Source organism: Streptomyces sp. NBC_00045 (genome assembly GCF_045041095.1).
Classification (GTDB): Bacteria; Actinomycetota; Actinomycetes; order Streptomycetales; family Streptomycetaceae; genus Streptomyces.
The window spans coordinates 1,534,278-1,552,378 of the sequence record NZ_CP108271.1; the positions used below are offsets into that span (position 1 = coordinate 1,534,278).

Annotated in this window: 16 protein-coding genes; 9 read left to right on the forward strand and 7 right to left on the reverse strand. The window is 73.8% G+C overall.

From position 1 onward, the window contains the following. Nucleotides 1-43: 43 nt before the first annotated feature. Nucleotides 44-1,201 carry an ROK family transcriptional regulator gene (locus tag OHA65_RS07260; RefSeq protein WP_327282305.1) on the forward strand — a complete coding sequence of 386 codons (1,158 nt, stop codon included), beginning with the start codon at nt 44-46 and terminating at the stop codon, nt 1,199-1,201. Between the two features lie 114 nt (nt 1,202-1,315). On the opposite strand, the gene OHA65_RS07265 is transcribed toward OHA65_RS07260, so the two are convergent. Continuing rightward, nucleotides 1,316-2,077: a GntR family transcriptional regulator gene (locus OHA65_RS07265; protein WP_327282306.1), complete on the reverse strand. Its 762-nt coding sequence runs from the start codon at nt 2,075-2,077 to the stop codon at nt 1,316-1,318. A 309-nt stretch (nt 2,078-2,386) separates the two neighbouring features. On the opposite strand from OHA65_RS07265, the gene OHA65_RS07270 reads away from it, so the two are divergent. From OHA65_RS07270 to OHA65_RS07285, 4 genes are all read left to right on the forward strand, one after another. Then, the gene (locus OHA65_RS07270) at nt 2,387-3,238 is read left to right on the forward strand and encodes an alpha/beta fold hydrolase (RefSeq protein ID WP_327282307.1); all 852 of its coding nucleotides are present in this window, start codon (nt 2,387-2,389) and stop codon (nt 3,236-3,238) included. Nucleotides 3,239-3,344: 106 nt separating this feature from the next. Then, nucleotides 3,345-4,940: an alkaline phosphatase gene (locus tag OHA65_RS07275; protein WP_371646200.1), complete on the forward strand. Its 1,596-nt coding sequence runs from the start codon at nt 3,345-3,347 to the stop codon at nt 4,938-4,940. Between the two features lie 127 nt (nt 4,941-5,067). Further along, nucleotides 5,068-6,522, forward strand: coding sequence for a GNAT family N-acetyltransferase (locus tag OHA65_RS07280; protein ID WP_327282309.1), 1,455 nt, complete (start codon nt 5,068-5,070; stop codon nt 6,520-6,522). Between the two features lie 162 nt (nt 6,523-6,684). After that, complete coding sequence (locus OHA65_RS07285) at nt 6,685-8,400, forward strand: DUF885 domain-containing protein (protein ID WP_327282310.1); 1,716 nt, start codon at nt 6,685-6,687, stop codon at nt 8,398-8,400. A 122-nt stretch (nt 8,401-8,522) separates the two neighbouring features. On the opposite strand, the gene OHA65_RS07290 is transcribed toward OHA65_RS07285, so the two are convergent. Next, entirely contained in the window at nt 8,523-9,038 is a 516-nt protein-coding gene (locus tag OHA65_RS07290) for a rhodanese-like domain-containing protein (RefSeq protein ID WP_327282311.1), read from the reverse strand. 94 nt (nt 9,039-9,132) lie between these two features. Between OHA65_RS07290 and OHA65_RS07295 the strand changes: the two genes are divergently transcribed. Then, on the forward strand, nt 9,133-9,579 hold the full coding sequence (locus tag OHA65_RS07295; RefSeq protein ID WP_327282312.1) for an Lrp/AsnC family transcriptional regulator: 447 nt from the start codon (nt 9,133-9,135) through the stop codon (nt 9,577-9,579). On the opposite strand, the gene OHA65_RS07300 is transcribed toward OHA65_RS07295, so the two are convergent. The 3 genes from OHA65_RS07300 to OHA65_RS07310 form a co-directional block, all read right to left on the reverse strand. Continuing rightward, nucleotides 9,569-12,580 carry an AAA family ATPase gene (locus OHA65_RS07300; protein WP_405761582.1) on the reverse strand — a complete coding sequence of 1,004 codons (3,012 nt, stop codon included), beginning with the start codon at nt 12,578-12,580 and terminating at the stop codon, nt 9,569-9,571. The genes OHA65_RS07295 and OHA65_RS07300 overlap by 11 nt on opposite strands. Beyond that, nucleotides 12,577-13,743: an exonuclease SbcCD subunit D gene (locus OHA65_RS07305; RefSeq protein ID WP_327282314.1), complete on the reverse strand. Its 1,167-nt coding sequence runs from the start codon at nt 13,741-13,743 to the stop codon at nt 12,577-12,579. Before OHA65_RS07305 ends, OHA65_RS07300 begins: the two co-directional genes overlap by 4 nt. A gap of 130 nt (nt 13,744-13,873) precedes the next feature. After that, on the reverse strand, nt 13,874-14,500 hold the full coding sequence (locus tag OHA65_RS07310; protein WP_329312963.1) for a YigZ family protein: 627 nt from the start codon (nt 14,498-14,500) through the stop codon (nt 13,874-13,876). 101 nt (nt 14,501-14,601) lie between these two features. Here OHA65_RS07310 and OHA65_RS07315 point away from each other — a divergent pair, with 101 nt between their 5' ends. Beyond that, entirely contained in the window at nt 14,602-15,006 is a 405-nt protein-coding gene (locus OHA65_RS07315; RefSeq protein ID WP_327282316.1) for a CoA-binding protein, read from the forward strand. On the opposite strand, the gene OHA65_RS07320 is transcribed toward OHA65_RS07315, so the two are convergent. After that, complete coding sequence (locus OHA65_RS07320) at nt 14,984-15,592, reverse strand: helix-turn-helix domain-containing protein (RefSeq protein WP_405761585.1); 609 nt, start codon at nt 15,590-15,592, stop codon at nt 14,984-14,986. The two genes, OHA65_RS07315 and OHA65_RS07320, sit on opposite strands and share 23 nt — an antisense overlap. Before the next feature lie 123 nt (nt 15,593-15,715). Between OHA65_RS07320 and OHA65_RS07325 the strand changes: the two genes are divergently transcribed. Continuing rightward, the gene (locus OHA65_RS07325; RefSeq protein ID WP_405761587.1) at nt 15,716-16,582 is read left to right on the forward strand and encodes an EamA family transporter; all 867 of its coding nucleotides are present in this window, start codon (nt 15,716-15,718) and stop codon (nt 16,580-16,582) included. 12 nt (nt 16,583-16,594) lie between these two features. Here OHA65_RS07325 and OHA65_RS07330 read toward each other — a convergent pair whose 3' ends face one another. Further along, nucleotides 16,595-17,386, reverse strand: a complete 792-nt coding sequence (locus OHA65_RS07330) for a DapH/DapD/GlmU-related protein (RefSeq protein WP_371646208.1) — start codon at nt 17,384-17,386, stop codon at nt 16,595-16,597. Nucleotides 17,387-17,518: 132 nt separating this feature from the next. Here OHA65_RS07330 and OHA65_RS07335 point away from each other — a divergent pair, with 132 nt between their 5' ends. After that, nucleotides 17,519-18,070 (forward strand): gamma carbonic anhydrase family protein, encoded by a 552-nt coding sequence (locus OHA65_RS07335; protein ID WP_327282319.1) that lies wholly within the window; start codon nt 17,519-17,521, stop codon nt 18,068-18,070. Nucleotides 18,071-18,101 lie beyond the last annotated feature (31 nt).

The following is an 18,101-nucleotide window of genomic DNA, read 5'->3' on the forward strand; positions in this document are numbered from 1 at the left end:
AGTACGATCCGGCAGACAAGCTCGCTAGCTGGGAGGACACACGTTGGGGCAGCTGACCGGCGGGGATCCCTCTCTGCTCCGGCGCATCAATTCGGCCGTGGTGCTGCGGGCACTGCGGGCGGCCGAATCGCCGACACTCACGGACCTCACCCGGGTGACCGGGCTGTCCCGGCCGACCGTCGAAGGCGTGGTCGAGGGGCTGATCGGGACCGGGCTCGTCGTCGAGGCCGGCGCCGAGGAGGGTGCGCGGCGCCAGGGACGGCCCGCCAGGCGCTACCGCTTCCGGACCGAGGCGGGTCACCTGCTCGGCATCGAGATCGGCTCGCACCGGGTTGCGGTGCTGCTGTCGGGGCTGGACGGGCGGGTGATCGGCGCCGGTACCAAGGAGGTCGCCGAGACGGCGTCCGCCGACGAGCGGTTGGAGCGCGTGCGGGCGGCGGTGGCCGATCTGCTGCGACGCGCCGGCGTACCGCGCGACTCGCTGCGGGCGGTCGGTGTCGGCAGCCCCGGGATCGTGGAGGCGGACGGCACGGTGCGCCTGGGGACGGCCCTGCCGGGCTGGACCGGGCTGCCGCTCGGCGAACGGCTGCGCCGCTCGTTCCGGTGCCCGGTGCGGGTGGAGAACGACGCCAATGCGGCGGCGGTCGCGGAGCACTGGAAGGGCGCGGCCCAGGACACCGACGACGTGGTGTTCGTGATGGCGGGGCTCAGCCCCGGCGCGGGTTCACTGATCGGCGGCCGACTGCACCGCGGGTTCGGCGGGGCGGCCGGCGAGATCGGCGCCCTGCACCTGTTGGGCCGTGACGTCACGCCCGAGAAGCTGCTGTCCACGACCGGCGAGCCGCTGCACCCGCTGGACGAGCAGGCGGTCGCCGAGGTGTTCGCGATGGCCCGGCGTGGCGACGAGCGGGCCGTGGCCGCGGTGGAGCGGTTCATCCAGCGGCTGGTGCACGACGTGGCGGCGCTGGTCCTGGCCATGGATCCGGAGCTGGTGGTGGTCGGCGGATGGGCGGCCGGGCTGAACGGGGTCCTGGATCCCCTGCGCCGGGAGCTGGAGCGGTACTGCCTGCGCCCGCCGCGGGTGGCACAGTCCCTGCTCGGCGAGGCCGCGGTGGCCACCGGAGCACTGCGGCTGGCGCTGGACCACGTGGAAGAAGAGCTCTTCGCGGTGGAGAAGACGGTCACCACCCGCCGCCGCTGACCCCGCCCCGCGGCGACCCACGACCCGCGACCCGCGACCCGCGACCCGCAATGGCGAACGGCCCGCCCCGGGGTGTCCGGGGGCGGGCCGTGGCCGGCAGGTCAGGTCAGGCGGTCAGGAGGCTGCCCGGGCTTCGTGGCTTATCTCCACGTCGCCCGAGTCGCCGAAGGTCAGACGGCAGGTGTCCGCGCGGTACGTGGCGACCGAGACGGCGGCCGTTCCCGCGGCGGTGAAGTAGCGGGTGGTGACCACGAGGACCGGTGCGCCGGGCAGCCGGTCCAGTTCCTTGGCGTCGTCGGCACGCGCCGAGCCGAGCTCCACCGAGCGGTCCTGGCCGTCCAGGGCGAGCCGCTGGAGCTCGCGCAGCACGGCCCGGGCGCGGGCCGGTCCGGACGGGGCGTCGATGGCGGAGAGGCCGGGCACGGAGGCGGCCGGCACGTACAGCAATTCGGCGGCGACGGCCTGGCCGTGGGAGACGCGGGTCCGGCGCACGGTGTGCACGGGCTGGTCGGCGGCGGCGCCGAGGAGCTTCAGGACGGCGGCGGACGCCACGGAGGCTTCGGCCACGTCCACGATCTCCCAGCCGTCGGCGCTCTCTCCGGGCCAGCTGTGCCCCGTACTGCCGACGGCCACGCCGACCCGCGGCGGGGCGACGGTGGTGCCGACGCCGCGCCGGCGCTGCAGCCGGCCTTCGAGTTCGAGCTGTTCCAGGGCCTGGCGCAGGGTCGCACGTGCGACTCCGAAGCGGGCGGCGAGCTCACGCTCGTTCGGCAGGACCTCGCCCACCGCGAAGTCCTGGTCGAGCGCCTCGCTGAGGACGGTCTTCAGGTGCCAGTACTTCGGCTCCGGCACCGTTTCGAGCTGCGTGGTCCCCACCCTGACTCCTCCTGCCATCGCTGCAATCGCCGTGTCCCAGCGGCAGTTCCGCGCCTTTGTTTATTAAAGGTTCCTGCACTATCCCTGCCGACCATAGGGCGGCACACCCCCTTGGTCAAGACCAATCCTCACCCCTTTACCGGGCAGATCGGGCATACGTATCAAGCCGTTCATACGATGTTCTCGCTCACCCGACCCCTCACCCCGACACGCGCCGGAGGCTTGTCCCACCGGGCTACCGGGCGGTAATCATGACGGTAGTCATTACTGACAGCCTGTCTCACACGCGTCCACCCGACGAGGAGCAGCATGACCGCAACGGTCTCCTTCCCGATCGAATCGCCGCTGGGCCCCCGCACCGCCACCGTCGCCTACGAGCGCAAGGGCGCGGGCGTCCCGCTGCTCCTGTTGCACGGCATCGGCCACCACCTCCAGGCCTGGCACCCGGTGACCGACATCCTGGCCGCCGAGTACGACGTGATCGCCGTCGATCTGCCCGGCTTCGGCTCCTCGGCGCCGCTGCCCGAGGGGGTCCCGTACGACCTGGGCAGCTTCGTCCCCGCGCTCGGCGCGCTCTGCGCGGCGCTCGGCGTCGAGCGCCCGCACGTCGTGGGCAACTCCCTCGGCGGGCTCCTCGCCCTTGAGATGGGCCGGAGCGACCTGGCCCGCTCGGTCACGGCGCTGTCCCCCGCCGGGTTCTGGACCGAGGCCGAACGCAGATACGCCTTCGCCACCCTGCGCGCGATGCGCGTCGGCGCGCTCGCCTTGCCCCACTCCACGCTGGAGCGGCTCTCGCGCAGCGCCGCCGGCCGGGCCGCGCTCACCGGCACGATCTACGCCCACCCGGCCCGCCGCTCGCCGGAGGCCGTGGTCGCCGAGACCCTCGCACTGCGCGAGGCCACCGGCTTCGAGGAGACGCTGGCCGCGGGCCGCTCCGTACGGTTCACCTCGGACGTGCCCGGCCTGCCCGTCACCATCGCGTGGGGATCGCGCGACCGGCTACTCCTGCCCCGCCAGGGCGTCCGCGCCAAGCGCACGGTCCCCGACGCCCGGCTGATCCGGCTCCGCGGCTGCGGTCACGTCCCGATGAACGACGATCCCGCGCTGGTCTCCCGCGTGGTTCTGGACACGGTGCGCACGACAACCGGCCAGTCGGCCTGAGCGGCTGACGGCTGTTCATCCACGGTTCGGTTGCGCGACGCGGGCGGGCCGGTGTGCGGCGGCACACTGGTCCGACCCGTCCCCGCCGGCCCCTGGAGACGCTCCGATGGCACCGATTCCGCACTCCCGACGGTCCCTGCTCGGCGGTTCACTCGCCGTTCCGGTGGGCCTCGCCCTGTCCGGCGCGCTCGCCGCGCCCGCGTTCGCCTCACCCGCCACCGCTGCGGCGTTCACCCGCTCCGGGCGCCCGAGCGCGCCGTGGGGCACCCAGTCCGGTGAGATCACCACGCACTCGGCCACCGTCTGGACGCGCTCCGACCGGCCGGCGCGGATGTACGTCGAGACCTCCCCGAGCGAATCCTTCCGCTACGGCGTCCGGCGGCACGGCGGCCCCTTCCTCGGCCCCGCCACCGACTTCACCGGCACGAGCACCCTGCGCGACCTCCCGCCCGGGCAGCAGATCCACTACAGGGTGGTCCTGGCCGACCCGGACGACCCGCGCCGCACCGGAGAACCCGTCCGCGGAACCTTCCGGACCACACCCGTCTCCCGCCGCCACGACGTGCGCTTCCTGTGGTCGGGGGACCTCGCGGGCCAGGGCTGGGGCATCAACCCGGACCTCGGCGGCTACCGCGTCTTCGACGAGATGCGCCGGCTGGACCCCGACTTCTTCCTGTTCAGCGGGGACACGATCTACGCCGACGGGCCGATCCAGGCCTCCGTCCCCCTGCGCGACGGCAGCATCTGGCGCAACGTCACCACCGCGGAGAAGGCGAAGGTCGCCGAGACGCTCGACGAGTTCCGCGGGAACTTCCGCTACAACCTGCTCGACCACAACCTGCGCGAGTTCAACGCCCAGGTGCCGGTCCTCGCCCAGTGGGACGACCACGAGGTGCGCAACAACTGGTACCCCGGCCAGGTGATCGACGACCCCCGCTACACCGTGCGGGACGTCGACACCCTCGCCGGCCGCGCCCGCCAGGCCTTCGGCGAGTACTTCCCCGTCACCGACCTCCGGGGCGGTCGCGCGGAGGGCCGGATGTACCGGGTGATGCGGTACGGGCCGCTGCTCGACGTCTTCGTCCTCGACATGCGCACCTACCGCGACGCCAACTCCCCCGGCCGCCAGAGCGTGGACCCCGTCGGCATCCTCGGCCCGGAGCAGCTGGCCTGGCTCAAGCGGGAACTGTCCCGCTCGCGGGCCACCTGGAAGGTCATCGCCGCCGACATGCCGCTGGGCATCGTCGTGCCTGACGGGACCGCGAACTTCGAGGCCGTCGCGCAGGGCGACCCGGGCGCCCCGCTGGGCCGCGAGCTCCAGATCGCCGAACTCCTGCGCCACATCAAGCACCAGCGCATCACGGGCACGCTGTGGCTCACCGCCGACGTCCACTACACGGCCGCGAACCACTACGCCCCCGAGCGGGCCGCGTTCGCCGACTTCGCACCTTTCTGGGAGTTCGTCTCCGGTCCGGTGGGCGCGGGCGGGTTCCCGGCCGGGAAGCTCGACGCCACCTTCGGACCCGAGACCGTGTACGTTCAGTCGGCTCCGCTCGCGAACATGTCGCCGTCCGAGAACCCTCCGTACTACGGGGAGGTCGAGATCGACGGCGAAGGCGGTGAGCTCACCGTCCGCTTGCGGCGCCAGGGAGGCGGCGTACTCTTCGCCACCTCGCTACAGCCGGGACGTGTGGGCCAATAGGGAGAGCTGATTCGCGAACCGGCCGCGAAACCGGGCCAAACCGGCCTAAACCGGCCAGACGGATACTTAACCAGTCGGTCACAGACCGTTCGTGATCACGCAACACCCCTGCGTCACAGTGGCATGCATGACTGAACGCAACCACACCCCCGCCCAGCGCTCCCACCGCCACCACTGGCGCCGCGACGTCGTCGAACTGGCCGCCCTGTTCTGCGCCGTCGCGGTCGCCGACGGCATCGCCAATCTCGTCGCGCACGGCCCCGAGGGCCCGATCCTGCTCGTCGCCTCCGCCGTGGCACTCCTGGTCACGGCGGCGTTCCACACCTGGTGGGCACGGCGCCACAGCCATGCGCCGCCCCTGAGGACAGCGCCGTCCGATCCGACCCCGCGCGGTGCGGCCCCGGCGGCCGAGCCCACGACGCAGAACGCGTCGGAGACGGCGACCGCCGCCACCACCTCCCTGTGGCGGATGCGGACGACCGTACGGGACGAGCCCGGCAGCCTCGCCGCGATCTGCACCGCGCTCGCCCACCACGACGTGGACATCCTCACCCTGCAGACCCACCCGCTCCCCGAGGGCGGCACCGTCGACGAGTTCCTGCTGCGCTCCCCGCAGCGGCTGCCCTCCGCCGACCTCACCCGCGCCGTCGCCGGGGCCGGCGGCCACAGCACCTGGGTCGAGCGCGCCGACGCGCACGACCTGGTCGACACCCCGACCCGCGTCCTGGGCCTCGCCACCCGCACCGCCCTGGACGCCGCCGAGCTGCCCCTCGCGCTGCGCCAGCTGCTCGGCCGCTGCACCATCCACTCGATCCCGGCCACCACCCTCTCCGGCCGCCCCAACGCGGGCGCCGACGCCCCGGTCGAGGGCGTCCTGGAGGCGACCGTGATGCGCCTGCGCGACCCGTCGGGCGGAGCCATCACCGTGGAGCGCCCCTACCTGCCCTTCACCCCGACCGAGTTCGCCCGGGCCCGCGCCCTCGTCGAGCTCGACGCCCGTCTCGGGCCGCGCGTTCCGCGCAGCCAGGACGTGCTGACGCTGCCCGAGGGCAAAGAGATCACCGTGCGCCGTGCCGACGGCTCCGACCTCGCCGCCGCCCGCGCGATGCACGACCGCTGCTCCGAGCGCACCCTCGGCCTGCGCTACCACGGGCCCGTCGCCGACGCCGACCGCTACCTCGCCCATCTGCTGAGCCCCCGGTTCGGCCGCACCCTCGCCGCAACCACCGCGTCCGGCAGGCTCGTCGCCCTCGGCCACCTGCTGTGGGACGGGGACGAGACCGAGGTCGCGCTCCTGATCGAGGACGACTGGCAGCGCCGCGGGATCGGCACCGAACTCCTGGGCCGCCTGATCGCGATGGCCGTCGAGGCCGGCTGCGACAGCGTCTACGCCGTCACCCAGGCCTCCAACACCGGCATGGTCGCGGCCATGCGGGGACTGGGCCTGCCCCTCGACTACCAGATCGAGGAGGGCACCCTGGTGATCACGGCCCGGCTGGACGCCACGCCGGTCGTCTCCCGGGTCCCGTACGAGCTACCGCGGGCGGAGCAGCCGTACGGGCAGCGCAACCACGGGCGCTGAGGCCCGGCGCAGCGGGATCCGGCCGGTCGGCGTGAACTCACCCCCGGCCGACTCCTGTTGACGGTGCGCGAGCGCAGGTCCGGTCCGCTGCTTCGGTGCACGTCAGGAGGCTGACAGCGAACGCTGATGACGCGGGGCCGTCCGCCGTACGAAGATGGCCGCATGTCAGAGACCCTTCGCAGCGACAGCGCTTCCCGGCTGCCCCGCCAGGTCGCCGACGCATACGTCGACGACCTCATCGCCATCGATCCGATCACGGGCACCTACCTCGGTGTCGCCGCGAGCTCCAGTCGGCTCCCGGACTTCTCCCCGGCCGGCCGTGCGGCCGCAGCCGACCTGTCCCGCTCCACCCTCGCCCGCCTCGATGCCGCCGAGCGGTTGCCCGGCGCGGACAGTGACGTCGAGCGCCGCTGCGCCCGCCTGCTGCGCGAGCGCCTCACGGCCGAACTCGCCGTGTACGAGGCGGACGAGGACCTGCGCGCCGTCAGCAACATCCACTCGCCCGCGCACTCCGTCCGCGAGGTCTTCACCCTGACCCCGGCCGACACGGACGAGGAGTGGGCCGCGATCGCCGAGCGGCTGCGCGCGGTCCCCGCCTCGCTGGCCGGCTACCGCGAGAGCCTCGAACTCGGCCTGGACCGCGGCCTGTACGGGGGCCCGCGCGCCACCGCCACCTTCATCGGCCAGCTCGCCACCTGGGTGGGCGAGGACGGCGAAGGCGACAGCGGCGGCGAGGGCTTCTTCGGCGCTTTCGTGTCCCACGGCCCGGAGTCGCTGCGCTCCGAGCTGGAGGAGGCAGCCGCCGGTGCGACCGCGGCCCTCACCGAGCTCCGCGACTGGATGCGCGACGTGTACGCGCCCGCCGTCGCCGGCGCGCCGGACCCGGTGGGCCGCGAGCGCTACGCCCGCTGGTCGCGGTACTTCAACGGCACGGACCTCGACCTGGACGAGGCCTACGCCTACGGCTGGTCGGAGTACCACCGACTGCTCGCCGAGATGAAGGCCGAGGCGGCCAAGATCCTGCCGGGCGCGGGTCCTTGGGAGGCACTGAAGCACCTCGACGAGCACGGCACCCACATCGAGGGCGTGGACGAGGTCCGGGCCTGGCTCCAGGGCCTCATGGACGAGGCCATCGAGAACCTCGACGGCACGCACTTCGAGCTCGCCGAGCGCGTGAAGCGGGTGGAGTCCATGATCGCTCCGCCGGGCGGGGCGGCGGCCCCCTACTACACGAACCCCTCGGAGGACTTCTCCCGTCCGGGGCGCACCTGGCTGCCGACGATGGGCCAGACCCGCTTCCCGGTGTACGACCTGGTCTCCACCTGGTACCACGAGGGCGTTCCCGGCCACCACCTCCAGCTCGCGCAGTGGACGCACGTCGCGGACCAGCTCTCGCGCTACCAGTCCACCGTCGGCTGGGTCAGCGCCAACTGCGAGGGCTGGGCGCTGTACGCGGAGCGCCTGATGGACGAGCTGGGCTACCTCAAGGACGCCGAGCAGCGCCTGGGCTACCTGGACTGCCAGATGATGCGCGCCGCGCGGGTCATCGTGGACATCGGCATGCACCTGGGCCTGGAGATCCCGGCGGACTCGCCGTTCCACCCGGGCGAGCGCTGGACGGTGGACCTGGCACAGGAGTTCTTCGGGCTGCACAGCGGGCGGCCGGCGGACTTCGTCGAGAGCGAGGTGACCCGCTACCTGTCGATGCCGGGACAGGCGATCGGCTACAAGCTGGGCGAGCGGGCCTGGCTGCTCGGCCGGGACAACGCCCGTGCCGCACACGGAGACTCCTTCGACCTGAAGGCGTGGCACATGGCGGCGCTGTCGCAGGGTTCGCTGGGTCTGGACGACCTGGTGGACGAGCTGTCGAAGCTCTGATCCAGGGCCGGCACGCGTACGGGCCGCCCGCTGCTTGCGGAGCGGGCGGCCCGTACGGGCTACGGCGCGGAACGGGAACTGCTGAACCGGAACTGCTGAAAGCGAACTGCGGAACGGGAACGTCAGCAGCCGCAGTCGTCGGAGTCGGTGGGCGCGGTCAGCGGGTCCGCCTCGGTGCGCTGCTGGTTGCCCTGCCAGGTCTCGACCTCGAAGCCCTCGCGGATCCAGTACTCGATGCCGCCGAGCATCTCCTTGACCTGGAAGCCGAGCTGGGCCAGGGCGAGGGCGGAGCGGGTGCCTCCGTTGCAGCCGGGGCCCCAGCAGTACGTGACGACGGGCAAGCTCTTGTCGAGGAGCTGCCCGGCCTGCTCTGGGATGAGCGCGGTCGGCAGGTGGATCGCGCCGGGCACGTGGGCCTGGTCCCAGGCCGGGGTGGAGCGGGAGTCGATCAGCTGGAAGCCGAGTTCGGCGCCCTGTTCGCGGTGGGCCTTGAAGGCGGCGGCGACATCGGACACGTCCGCGTGGAAGGCGAGGCTCGCGGCGAAGTAAGCAGCGGCCGCCGCCGGGGTGGCGGGGGGCACCCGGAGCACGGGGTTGGTCGTGGCGTCCGGTGCTGCGGTGTTCTGTGTCGTCATCATGGCTCTGAATCTACGAGCCGCTGATCATCTCGGGAAGTGCCATTCCCCGGCTTTCCTCTTGTTCGGCCGGGGTTTCCACTGCTACATCTGGTCCATGACCGACTATTCCCCTGACGCCACCGACTGGCGCATCCTGACGGCCCTCCAGGAGGACGGTCGGGCCAGCTTCGCCGAGCTCGCGCGCGCCGTCTCCATGTCCGCGAGCGCGGTCACCGAGCGGGTGCGCCGCCTGGAGGACGCGGGCGTGATCACCGGGTACACCGCGGTGGTGGACCCGGAGAAGCTGGGCAAGTCCATCCTGGCGCTGGTGCGGCTGCGCTATCCGCACGGCAACTACAAGCCGTTCCACGACCTGCTGGAGGCCACCCCGGAGATCCTGGAGGCCCATCACGTCACGGGCGACGACTGCTTCGTGCTCAAGGTCGCCGCCCGTTCGATGGGGCACCTGGAGGAGGTCGCGGGCCGGATCTCGGGCCTCGGAGCCGTCACCACCAGCATCGTGTACTCCTCGCCTCTGTCCCGGCGCCCGCTCAGTCCGTGAGGGCCGCAGTGCGGTGGCGCACGACGGAGCCGCCGCGCTGTTTCACGATCTCCAACTGGGCCTGGACACGGGTCCGCAGATCGGCGACGTGGCTCACGATGCCGACGCTGCGGTCGCGTTCGCGCAGCGAGTCCAGTACGTCGAGCACCTCGTCCAGCGCCTGGTCGTCGAGGCTGCCGAAGCCCTCGTCGATGAACAGGGTGTCCAGTCGCATGCCGCCCGCCTCGTCGGTGACCACGTCGGCCAGGCCGAGGGCCAGCGCGAGCGAGGCGAAGAAGGTCTCGCCGCCCGACAGCGTGGCGGTGTCCCGCTCGCTGCCGGTCCAGGAGTCCACCACGTGCAGCCCGAGGCCGGACCGCCCGCGTCCGCTCGCCTTGGCGTCGGAGTGGACGAGCGTGTACCGGCCGCCGGACATCCGCAGCAGCCGCACCGTCGCGGCGGCCGCCACCTGCTCCAGGCGGGCGGCCAGGACGTACGCCTCCAGCCGCATCTTGCGCTCGTTGTCCGCGGAGGTGCCCGCGGTCAGTCCCGCCAGCCGGGCCACCCGGTCGTACGCCTCGCGCAGCGGGCCCAGCGCCCGAAGCTCCTGCTCGGCCTGCCGGGACAGCCGGTCCAGCTCCGCGCAGCGCACCCGCGCGGCGTCGAAGGCCGAACCGGCCGAGCGCAGCCGGGCCGCGGCCCGTTCGGCGGCGGCCTGCGCGGCCTCCGGGCCGGCCGGGGGCAGGGCCGCCGCGGCGGCGGTGTCGCGCTCGCCGTGCCGGTCGGCCAGCATGGCCTCCTCCGCCTGCCAGGCATCCGTCCGGTGCTGGAGCGCGGTGCGTTCGTAGTCGGGCAGGACCGCGTCGGCGGCGACCTCGACGGTGTCGAAGCCCGCCTTGAAGGCGGCGTCGGCGAGTTGGTCGTCGGCCTCCTTGAGCCGGGCGGCGGTGACTTCTGCCCGGCGCAGCGCGGCGGCGGCGCCGGTGACCATCCGGACCCGGTCCTCCAGGGTCCGGGCGCGGGCCGCGACCGTGGGCGCGTCGCCCCGTACGACGGCCAGCTCGGCCTCCAGCGCGGCGTGTTCCTGGTCCAGGGCCTCGCGGCGGGAGGCCCTGGCGGCGGCCCGGCGCTCGGCGTCGAGCCGGTCGGAGCTGCGTACGGCGTGCTCGCGCTCGGCGCCGGCCAGCCGCTCCCGGGCGGCGTGCAGTCCGGCGGCCGCGGCGTGGGCGGCGGCGTGCCGGGAGCTGAGGTCCGAGGTCAGCGCGATGAGTTCGTCGGTGGTGGCCTCCCCGGCGGCGGCCGCTGCCTCGGCCCGGGCCTCCCGGACTGCGGCGAGCGTGCGTTCGACGGCCGCCCTGCGCGCCTCGGCCCGCTCGGAGCCGGCATGGGCGGCGTCCTCGGCGGCCCGGTCCACGTGCCCGGGGGCCGGGCGCGCCGGAGCGGGGTGCTCCGCCGATCCGCAGACGGTGCAGGCCTGCCCCGCCACGAGCCCCTCGGCGAGCTCGGCGGCGATCCCGCGCAGCCGGGCCTCCTTGAGCTCCAGCCAGCGCTCCCGGGCGGCGGTCGACTCCTCGCGTACGGAGAGCAGTTCGCCCTCGGCGCGCTGCGCGTCGGCGTCCAGCGCATCCCGGCGCCGGGCGGCGTTCAGGTGCAGGCGGGCCGGCTCCAGCCGGCCGGCGAGCTGCTCGGCCAGCGTCGCGGCCTGCTGGGCGGCGTCGACCCGATCGGCCAGGGCGGTCCGGGTGGCCTCCCAGCGGGCGAGCCAGTCGGCGGACTCCCGCAGCTGCTCCTCGGCGTCGCGGGCCTCCCGCTCCAGGGTGGCCCGCTCGCGGCCGATCTCGGCGCTGCGCTGCTCGGACCGCCGGGCCGCGCCGAGCGCGCCGAGGTCCCCGCGCAGCCGCTGCTCGACGGCGGACAGCTGCTCGGTGCCCGCCCCGGCGAGGGCCGGGGGGAGCTGCGCGCGGGCGGCGGCCTCGGCGTGGGCGGCGGTCAGGTGGGCGGCTGACGCGGCGCCGCGCAGTTCCAGGGCGGGGGCGACCAGGGCGCCGCGGCGGGCCTGGTCCAGCAGGGCGCGGACGCGTTCGCGCTCGGGACCGGCCTCGGCGAGCAGGGCGGTGCGGCGGGCCGTTTCGGCGTGCCTGCGCTGGAGGCGGTCGAGCTCCCGGGCTTCTTCGGCCGCCCGCCGGGCGGCGGCGTGCCGGCCCTCGACGGCGGCGAGTGCCCACTCGGTGACCGTCAGGCGCTCGCGGGCCGCGCAGCGGGCGACGGCGGCCCAGGCCCGGATCGCACCGGCCAGTCCGGGGTCGCCGGGCTGGTGTCCGGGCAGCGGCCAGGCCCGCAGGTCGGCGCTGTCCCCGGCCGCTTGGGCGATCCGCTGGGCGGTGCCGAGCACCTTCTCGTCGCCGGCCCGGACCTTGGCCTCGGCGGCTCGGCGGCGCTCGGCGAGCAGTGCCTCGACGGCGGCGAAGCGGCGGGTGTCGAAGAGCCGGCCCAGCAGCCGGCCCCGCGCCGCCTCGTCGGCCCGCAGGAAGCGGGCGAACTCGCCCTGCGGCAAAAGCACGACCTGGCAGAACTGCTCGCGGCTCATGCCGAGCAGCTGCTCGATCTCCTCGCCGATCTCCTGGTGGGAACGGCTGAGGGCGAGCCAGCGTTCCCCGTCGTACTCGCGCAGCCAGCTCTGCGCCTTGTCCTTGGTGGTGCCGGTGCCGCGCTTCTTGGGGCGGTCCTGCTCGGGGCGGCGGGTGATCTCCAGGCGCCGTCCGCCGGCGGTGAGTTCGAGGGTGACCTCGGTCGGGGTGGCGGCGTCCGCGTGGTCGCTGCGCAGGCTGGTGCCGGGGGCCTGGCGGGGGCCCGGCACCGATCCGTACAGGGCGTAGCAGACGGCGTCGAGGACGGAGGTCTTGCCGGCGCCGGTGGGGCCGTGGAGCAGGAAGATCCCGGCGCCGGACAGCGCGTCGAAGTCGATCTCCTGGGGTGCGGCGAAGGGCCCGAAGGCGGTGATCCTGAGCCGGTGCAGCCTCATCGGCGGGTCTCCTGCCGGGTGTCGTCCGCGCGTACGTCCTCGAAGGCGCCCTGGAGGACGGCCCGTTCGGCTTCGTCGGCGACGCCGCCGCCGCGCACGTGGGCGACGAAGTCCTCGGCGATCTCCTGGTCGCTGCGGCCCTTGAGGCGCTGGGCGTACGAGGCCCCGCCGGCCTCCTCGCGGCCCTCGGGGTCGAAGGCGAGGCTGAGGGTGTGCGGGAAGCGGGCGGCGAGCCGGGCCATGGGGTCCTCGGGCCGGACCGGGTCGGTGAGGGTGGCCTCGATCCAGGAGCCCTCGTACACGGCGTACGCGGACTCCTCCAGCAGCGTGTCGAGCCGCCCCCGGATCCGGGCGAGCGGCCGCGGGACAGGGGTGTCGACGCGCTCGGCGGTGATCTCCCCGGTCGGGCCGAGGTCGATCAGCCACATGGTCTTGCGGTGGTCGGCCTCGGAGAAGGAGTAGGCGAGCGGGGAACCGGAGTAGCGGACCCGTTCGTTGATCGTCTGACAGCCGTGGAGGTGGCCGAGGGCGGCGTAGTCCACCCCGTCGAAGACGGCGGCGGGAACGGCCTCGACCCCGCCGACGGCGATGTCGCGCTCGCTGTCGCTGGCCTGCCCGCCGGTGACGAAGGCGTGGGCGAGGACGACGGAGCGGGTGCCGGGGGCGCGGGCGGCGAGATCGGCCCGGACGAGGTCCATGGCCGCGCCGAGGACGGCCTCGTGGCTGACCCTGCCCGCGCCGAACCGGTCCTTCACCAGGGCGGGCTCCAGGTACGGCAGTCCGTACAGCGCCACGTCCCCGTGCGCGTCGGCCAGCACCACGGGCTCGGCGCAGCCGTCGGGGTCGGTCCGCAGGTGGATCCCGGCCCGGCCGATGAGCCCGGCGCCGACGCCGAGCCGGCGGGCGGAGTCGTGGTTCCCGGAGATCATCACGGTGGGCACGCCCAGGTCGGCGAGCCGGTGCAGGGCCCGGTCGTACAGCTCGACCGCGGGCAGCGGGGGTACGGCCCGGTCGTAGACGTCGCCGGCGACGAGGACGGCGTCGACCTCGTGCTCGCGGACGGTCTCGACCAGGTGGTCGATGAAGGCGGCCTGGGCGCCGAGCAGGTTCACGCGGTGGAAGGACCGGCCGAGGTGCCAGTCGGAGGTGTGCAGGAGCCTCACTCGCCGGCCCCGCCGGACGTCGCGCCGCACATGTTCTTCCGTCCCCCTGGTCGTCGTGGTCGTCCTCGCCGCCTCCCGCTCGCCGAGCCCCTCTACGCTAACGCGTCGTCGGGGCCCCCGGGCCCGTCCCTCAGGACGCGTACGTCTCTCCGCCGAGGGTGAGGGTGGCGCTGCCGGCCGTGCTGTCGGCGAGCCAGGCCTCGAAGGCCGGCAGGTCCGCCTCCGGCAGGGCGACCTCGATCTCGACCGCGGCCCCGTAGCGCAGGTCCACCACGGTCCGGCCGGTGGAGCGCAGGTCGTTCTGGGTCTTGCCGGCCCGCTGGTGGTCAACGGTGACGGTGGCCAGCCGGTAGCGGCGGCGGGTGAGGGTGCCGAGTGCGTCGAGCGCCTCTCCGACGACGCCGCCGTAGGCCCGGATCAGGCCGCCGGCGCCGAGTTTCACGCCGCCGTAGTAGCGGGTGACCACGGCCACGGCGTAGCGGATGTCGCGGCGCATCAGCATCTGGAGCATGGGCACCCCGGCGGTGCCGCCGGGTTCGCCGTCGTCGCTGGCCTTCTGAACCGAGGCGTCGGCCCCGATGACGTACGCGAAGCAGTTGTGCGTGGCGGTGTGGTGCTCCTTGCGGACGCGCGCGATGAACTCCTGCGCTTCCTGCTCGGTCGCCGCGGGGGCGAGCGAGCACAGGAAGCGCGAGCGGTTTATCTCCGCCTCGTGCACGCCCTCGCGGGCCACCGTCACGTACTGGTCTGCCTTCACCGCTCCACCCTACGGGGAATCGGACATGTGTCCTTTCGGTTGATCCCGGATGCGGCCCGGCGCACCGGGCCGCATCGGCAAGGCAACAGGAGGCGGCACCCGTGCACGGCGACCCGGCAACCATCCGCAAGATCCTCACCGAGCTCGGCGACACCTGGGCCGTGGTGGGGCTGTCCAACAACCGGGACCGGGCGGCCTACGGGGTGGCCCGTACGCTCCAGCGGTTCGGCAAGCGCGTCGTTCCCGTGCACCCGAAGGCGGAGACGGTCCACGGCGAGCAGGGGTACGCCTCGCTCGCGGAGATCCCGTTCGAGGTGGACGTGGTGGACGTGTTCGTGAACAGCTCCCTCGCCGGTGCGGTCGCCGACGAGGCGGTGGCCGCGGGCGCGCAGGCCGTCTGGTTCCAGCTGGACGTGATCGACGAGGACGCCTACGCACGCACCCGCGAGGCCGGTCTGGACATGGTGATGGACCGCTGCCCCGCTATCGAGATCCCGGCGCTGTAGCCGGACCCTGCACGCGGTCGACGGGCGGGATGGAGACGGCCATGGTCATCTCCATCGGGCCGGGGCCGTCGTTGCGGTAGGTGTGCGGGAGGTTCGCCTCGAAGGAGACCGCCCCGCCCGCCGGAACCGCGTACCGCTCGTCGGCGACGAGCAGCGTCAGCTCCCCGGCCGTGACGTGCAGCATCTCGAAGGTGCCGGCCGGGTGCGGGTCGGAGTCCGTCCCGTCGCCCGGCTCCAGCCGGTAGGTCCACATCTCCACCGGTCCGCGCCGGTCGTCGCCGAGCAGCATGCTGGCGCCGCTGCCCGCGTCGGTGGACCACATCCGCACCCCCTGGCCGGGCAGCACGACGTGCACCTGCGGGGTCCGGTCGTGGTCCAGCAGCGTGGTGATGCTCACACCCAGGGCGTCGGCCAGTTTGACCGTGGTTCCGACGCTGGGGTTCGTACGGGCCTGCTCGATCTGGATGATCATGCCGCGGCTCACTCCCGCGCGGGCTGCCAGCGCGTCCAGGGTGAAACCGCGCTCGCCGCGCCACCGCTTGAGGTTCCGGCCGAGGGCCTGGGTGAGCTGTTCGAGGTCCGACACCGTTCCGTCCCCACTACTGGCGTCCAATATTTTGACTGGCGCAGTCCAATGCACTGCACTAACGTGCGTTGTACTCCACGCTGCACTCCACCGTTCACTGCACTGTACTGCGAGGCCCCTGCCATGACCGCCCTCTTCGCCCTGGCCACAGCAGTGCTGTGGGGTCTCGCCGACTTCGGCGGCGGGCTACTGACCCGCCGGCTCCCGGCGCTCATGGTCGTCGTGGCCTCCCAGGTCCTGGCCGTCATCGCACTCGGCGCGGTCGTGCTGGGCACCGGGGCCTGGCGGGAGGCCGGGCCCCAGCTGTGGTTCGCGGTCGCCGCGGGCCTCGTCGGGCCGGTCGCCATGCTCAGCTTCTACAAGGCGCTCGCGCTCGGTCCGATGGGCGTGGTCTCGCCGCTCGGCTCGATCGGCGTGGTCGTACCCGTCGCGGCGGGGCTGGCACTGGGCGAACGCCCCGGGCTCGGCCAGTTCGCAGGGATCGCGGTGGCCGTCGTGGGCATCGTCCTCGCAGGCGGACCGGAGCTGCGCGGCGCACCCGTACAGCGCCGGGCGGTCGTGCTCACCCTGACCGCCGCGTTCGGCTTCGGCGCGGTGATGGCCCTGATCGCGCACGCCTCCACCAGCGTCACCGGGCTCTTCCTCGCCCTGTTCGTCCAACGGGTGACCAACGTGGCCGCGGGCGGCGCGGCCCTGTGGGTCCGGGCCCGGCGCGGCAGCCCGGCCCTGCCCGCGGGGACCGGCCCGCGCATCCTGTGGGGACTGCTGCCCGCGCTGGCCTTCGTCGGCCTGGCCGACGTCGCGGCGAACGGCACCTACTCGATCGCCGCCCAGAACGGTCCGGTGACCGTGGCCGCCGTCCTCTCCTCGCTCTACCCGGTCGTCACCGCGTTCGCCGCCTTCGTCGTGCTCAAGGAGCGGCTGCGGACCGTGCAGGCGGCCGGCGCCGGCCTAGCCCTCGCCGGCACGGTCCTCCTCGCGGCCGGCTAGCCGGAGTCGCGGTCAGGCGGGTTCCGGAGCGGCATCGACCGGGCACTGCTCGGCCTCCACCAGCTGCGCCACCGCGCGCAGCTGCTCCGGAGTCACCCCGTCCGGGATCGGCACCGGCGCCGGGGTGCGCAACGGCGGCTGCCAGCCCGTCTCGGGCTGCCACCGGCGGACGATCCGCGCGGGCGCCCCGGCCACCACGGCGTGGTCCGGCACCTCGCCCCGTACGACGGCCCCCGCGGCCACCACCACGTTGCGGCCCAGCCGGGCCCCCGGCAGGATCACCGCGCCCGTGCCGAGCCAGCAGCCGGGGCCGATCTCCACGGGGGCGCTGCGCGGCCACTGCTTGCCGACGGGCTCGTGCGGATCGTCGTAGCTGTGGTTCGTCGAGGTGATGTAGACCCCGGGGCCGCAGAAGGTGTCGTTCCCGATGGTGATCCGGGTGTCGGCTATGACGTGGGTGTCCCGGCCGAGGACCACGCCGTTGCCGAGGACCAGCACCGGCTCGGTCCCGAGGTCGAGGCCCGGCATCATCCCGGCGGTCAGCGTGACCTGCTCGGCGATGATGCAGTGCTCGCCGAGGCGGATCCACGGCTCGCCGAAGACCGTGCCCTGGGGGAAGGCGAGGCGGGTGCCGTTCCCGATCGCGCCGAAGCGCAGCCGGCCGGGGGTCTGCGCGGTCACCGCGCCGGCCCGCTGCATCCAGCGCCACCCGGCGTGGACCGCGCGGCTGGCGAGCCTGCGGCGCAAGGACGTCAGGGCCGTTACGGCCGGCAGGGATGAGAACGTGTTCTGGTTCTTCGGCACCGGCTCACCGTAACGCGCCGGACGCCCGGAGCGCGCCGTGATCTTCACCCCATCGCCGGATGTGCGGGATGCGTGCCCTACCGTGCCGGTAGCGCGGCACGGCACGGCAGACACAGGACTGGGGAAGAGAACATGACGTATCAGGCGGACCAGGGCCAGGCACTCGTCGCGGGCGTGGGCGGCAAGAGCCCGCAGATCGACCCCACGGCCTTCACCGCGCCGACATCGGTCGTGGTCGGCGACGTCACGATGGCCGCGGGCGCGAGCATCTGGTACTCGGCGGTGCTGCGCGCCGACTGCGGCCCGATCTCCCTCGGTGCGGACAGCAACGTGCAGGACAACTGCACGCTGCACGTCGACCCCGGCTTCCCGGTCTCGATCGGCGAGCGCGTCTCCATCGGACACAACGCGGTGGTGCACGGCTGCACCGTCGAGGACGACTGCCTCATCGGCATGGGTGCCACCGTCCTCAACGGTGCGGTGATCGGTGCCGGCTCGCTGGTGGCCGCGCAGGCGCTGGTCCCGCAGGGCATGGTCGTCCCGCCCGGGTCGCTGGTCGCGGGCGTGCCGGCCAAGGTGCGGCGGGAGCTGACCGACGAGGAGCGCGAGGGCATCAAGGTCAACGCCCTGATGTACGCGGACCTGGCGAAGCAGCACCGCGCGGCCGTCCAGCCCGCGCGGTAGCCGGCCGGCCCGGGGAGCAGTCGCCGGCCCG

Coding starts and splice junctions, on each gene's coding strand:
- OHA65_RS07270 (WP_327282307.1), top strand. CDS start 2,387: ATGACCGCAACGGTCTCCTTCCCGATCGAATCGCCGCTGGGCCCCCGC.
- OHA65_RS07275 (WP_371646200.1), top strand. CDS start 3,345: ATGGCACCGATTCCGCACTCCCGACGGTCCCTGCTCGGCGGTTCACTC.
- OHA65_RS07280 (WP_327282309.1), top strand. CDS start 5,068: ATGACTGAACGCAACCACACCCCCGCCCAGCGCTCCCACCGCCACCAC.
- OHA65_RS07285 (WP_327282310.1), top strand. CDS start 6,685: ATGTCAGAGACCCTTCGCAGCGACAGCGCTTCCCGGCTGCCCCGCCAG.
- OHA65_RS07290 (WP_327282311.1), bottom strand. CDS start 9,038: ATGATGACGACACAGAACACCGCAGCACCGGACGCCACGACCAACCCC.
- OHA65_RS07295 (WP_327282312.1), top strand. CDS start 9,133: ATGACCGACTATTCCCCTGACGCCACCGACTGGCGCATCCTGACGGCC.
- OHA65_RS07300 (WP_405761582.1), bottom strand. CDS start 12,580: ATGAGGCTGCACCGGCTCAGGATCACCGCCTTCGGGCCCTTCGCCGCA.
- OHA65_RS07325 (WP_405761587.1), top strand. CDS start 15,716: ATGACCGCCCTCTTCGCCCTGGCCACAGCAGTGCTGTGGGGTCTCGCC.
- OHA65_RS07335 (WP_327282319.1), top strand. CDS start 17,519: ATGACGTATCAGGCGGACCAGGGCCAGGCACTCGTCGCGGGCGTGGGC.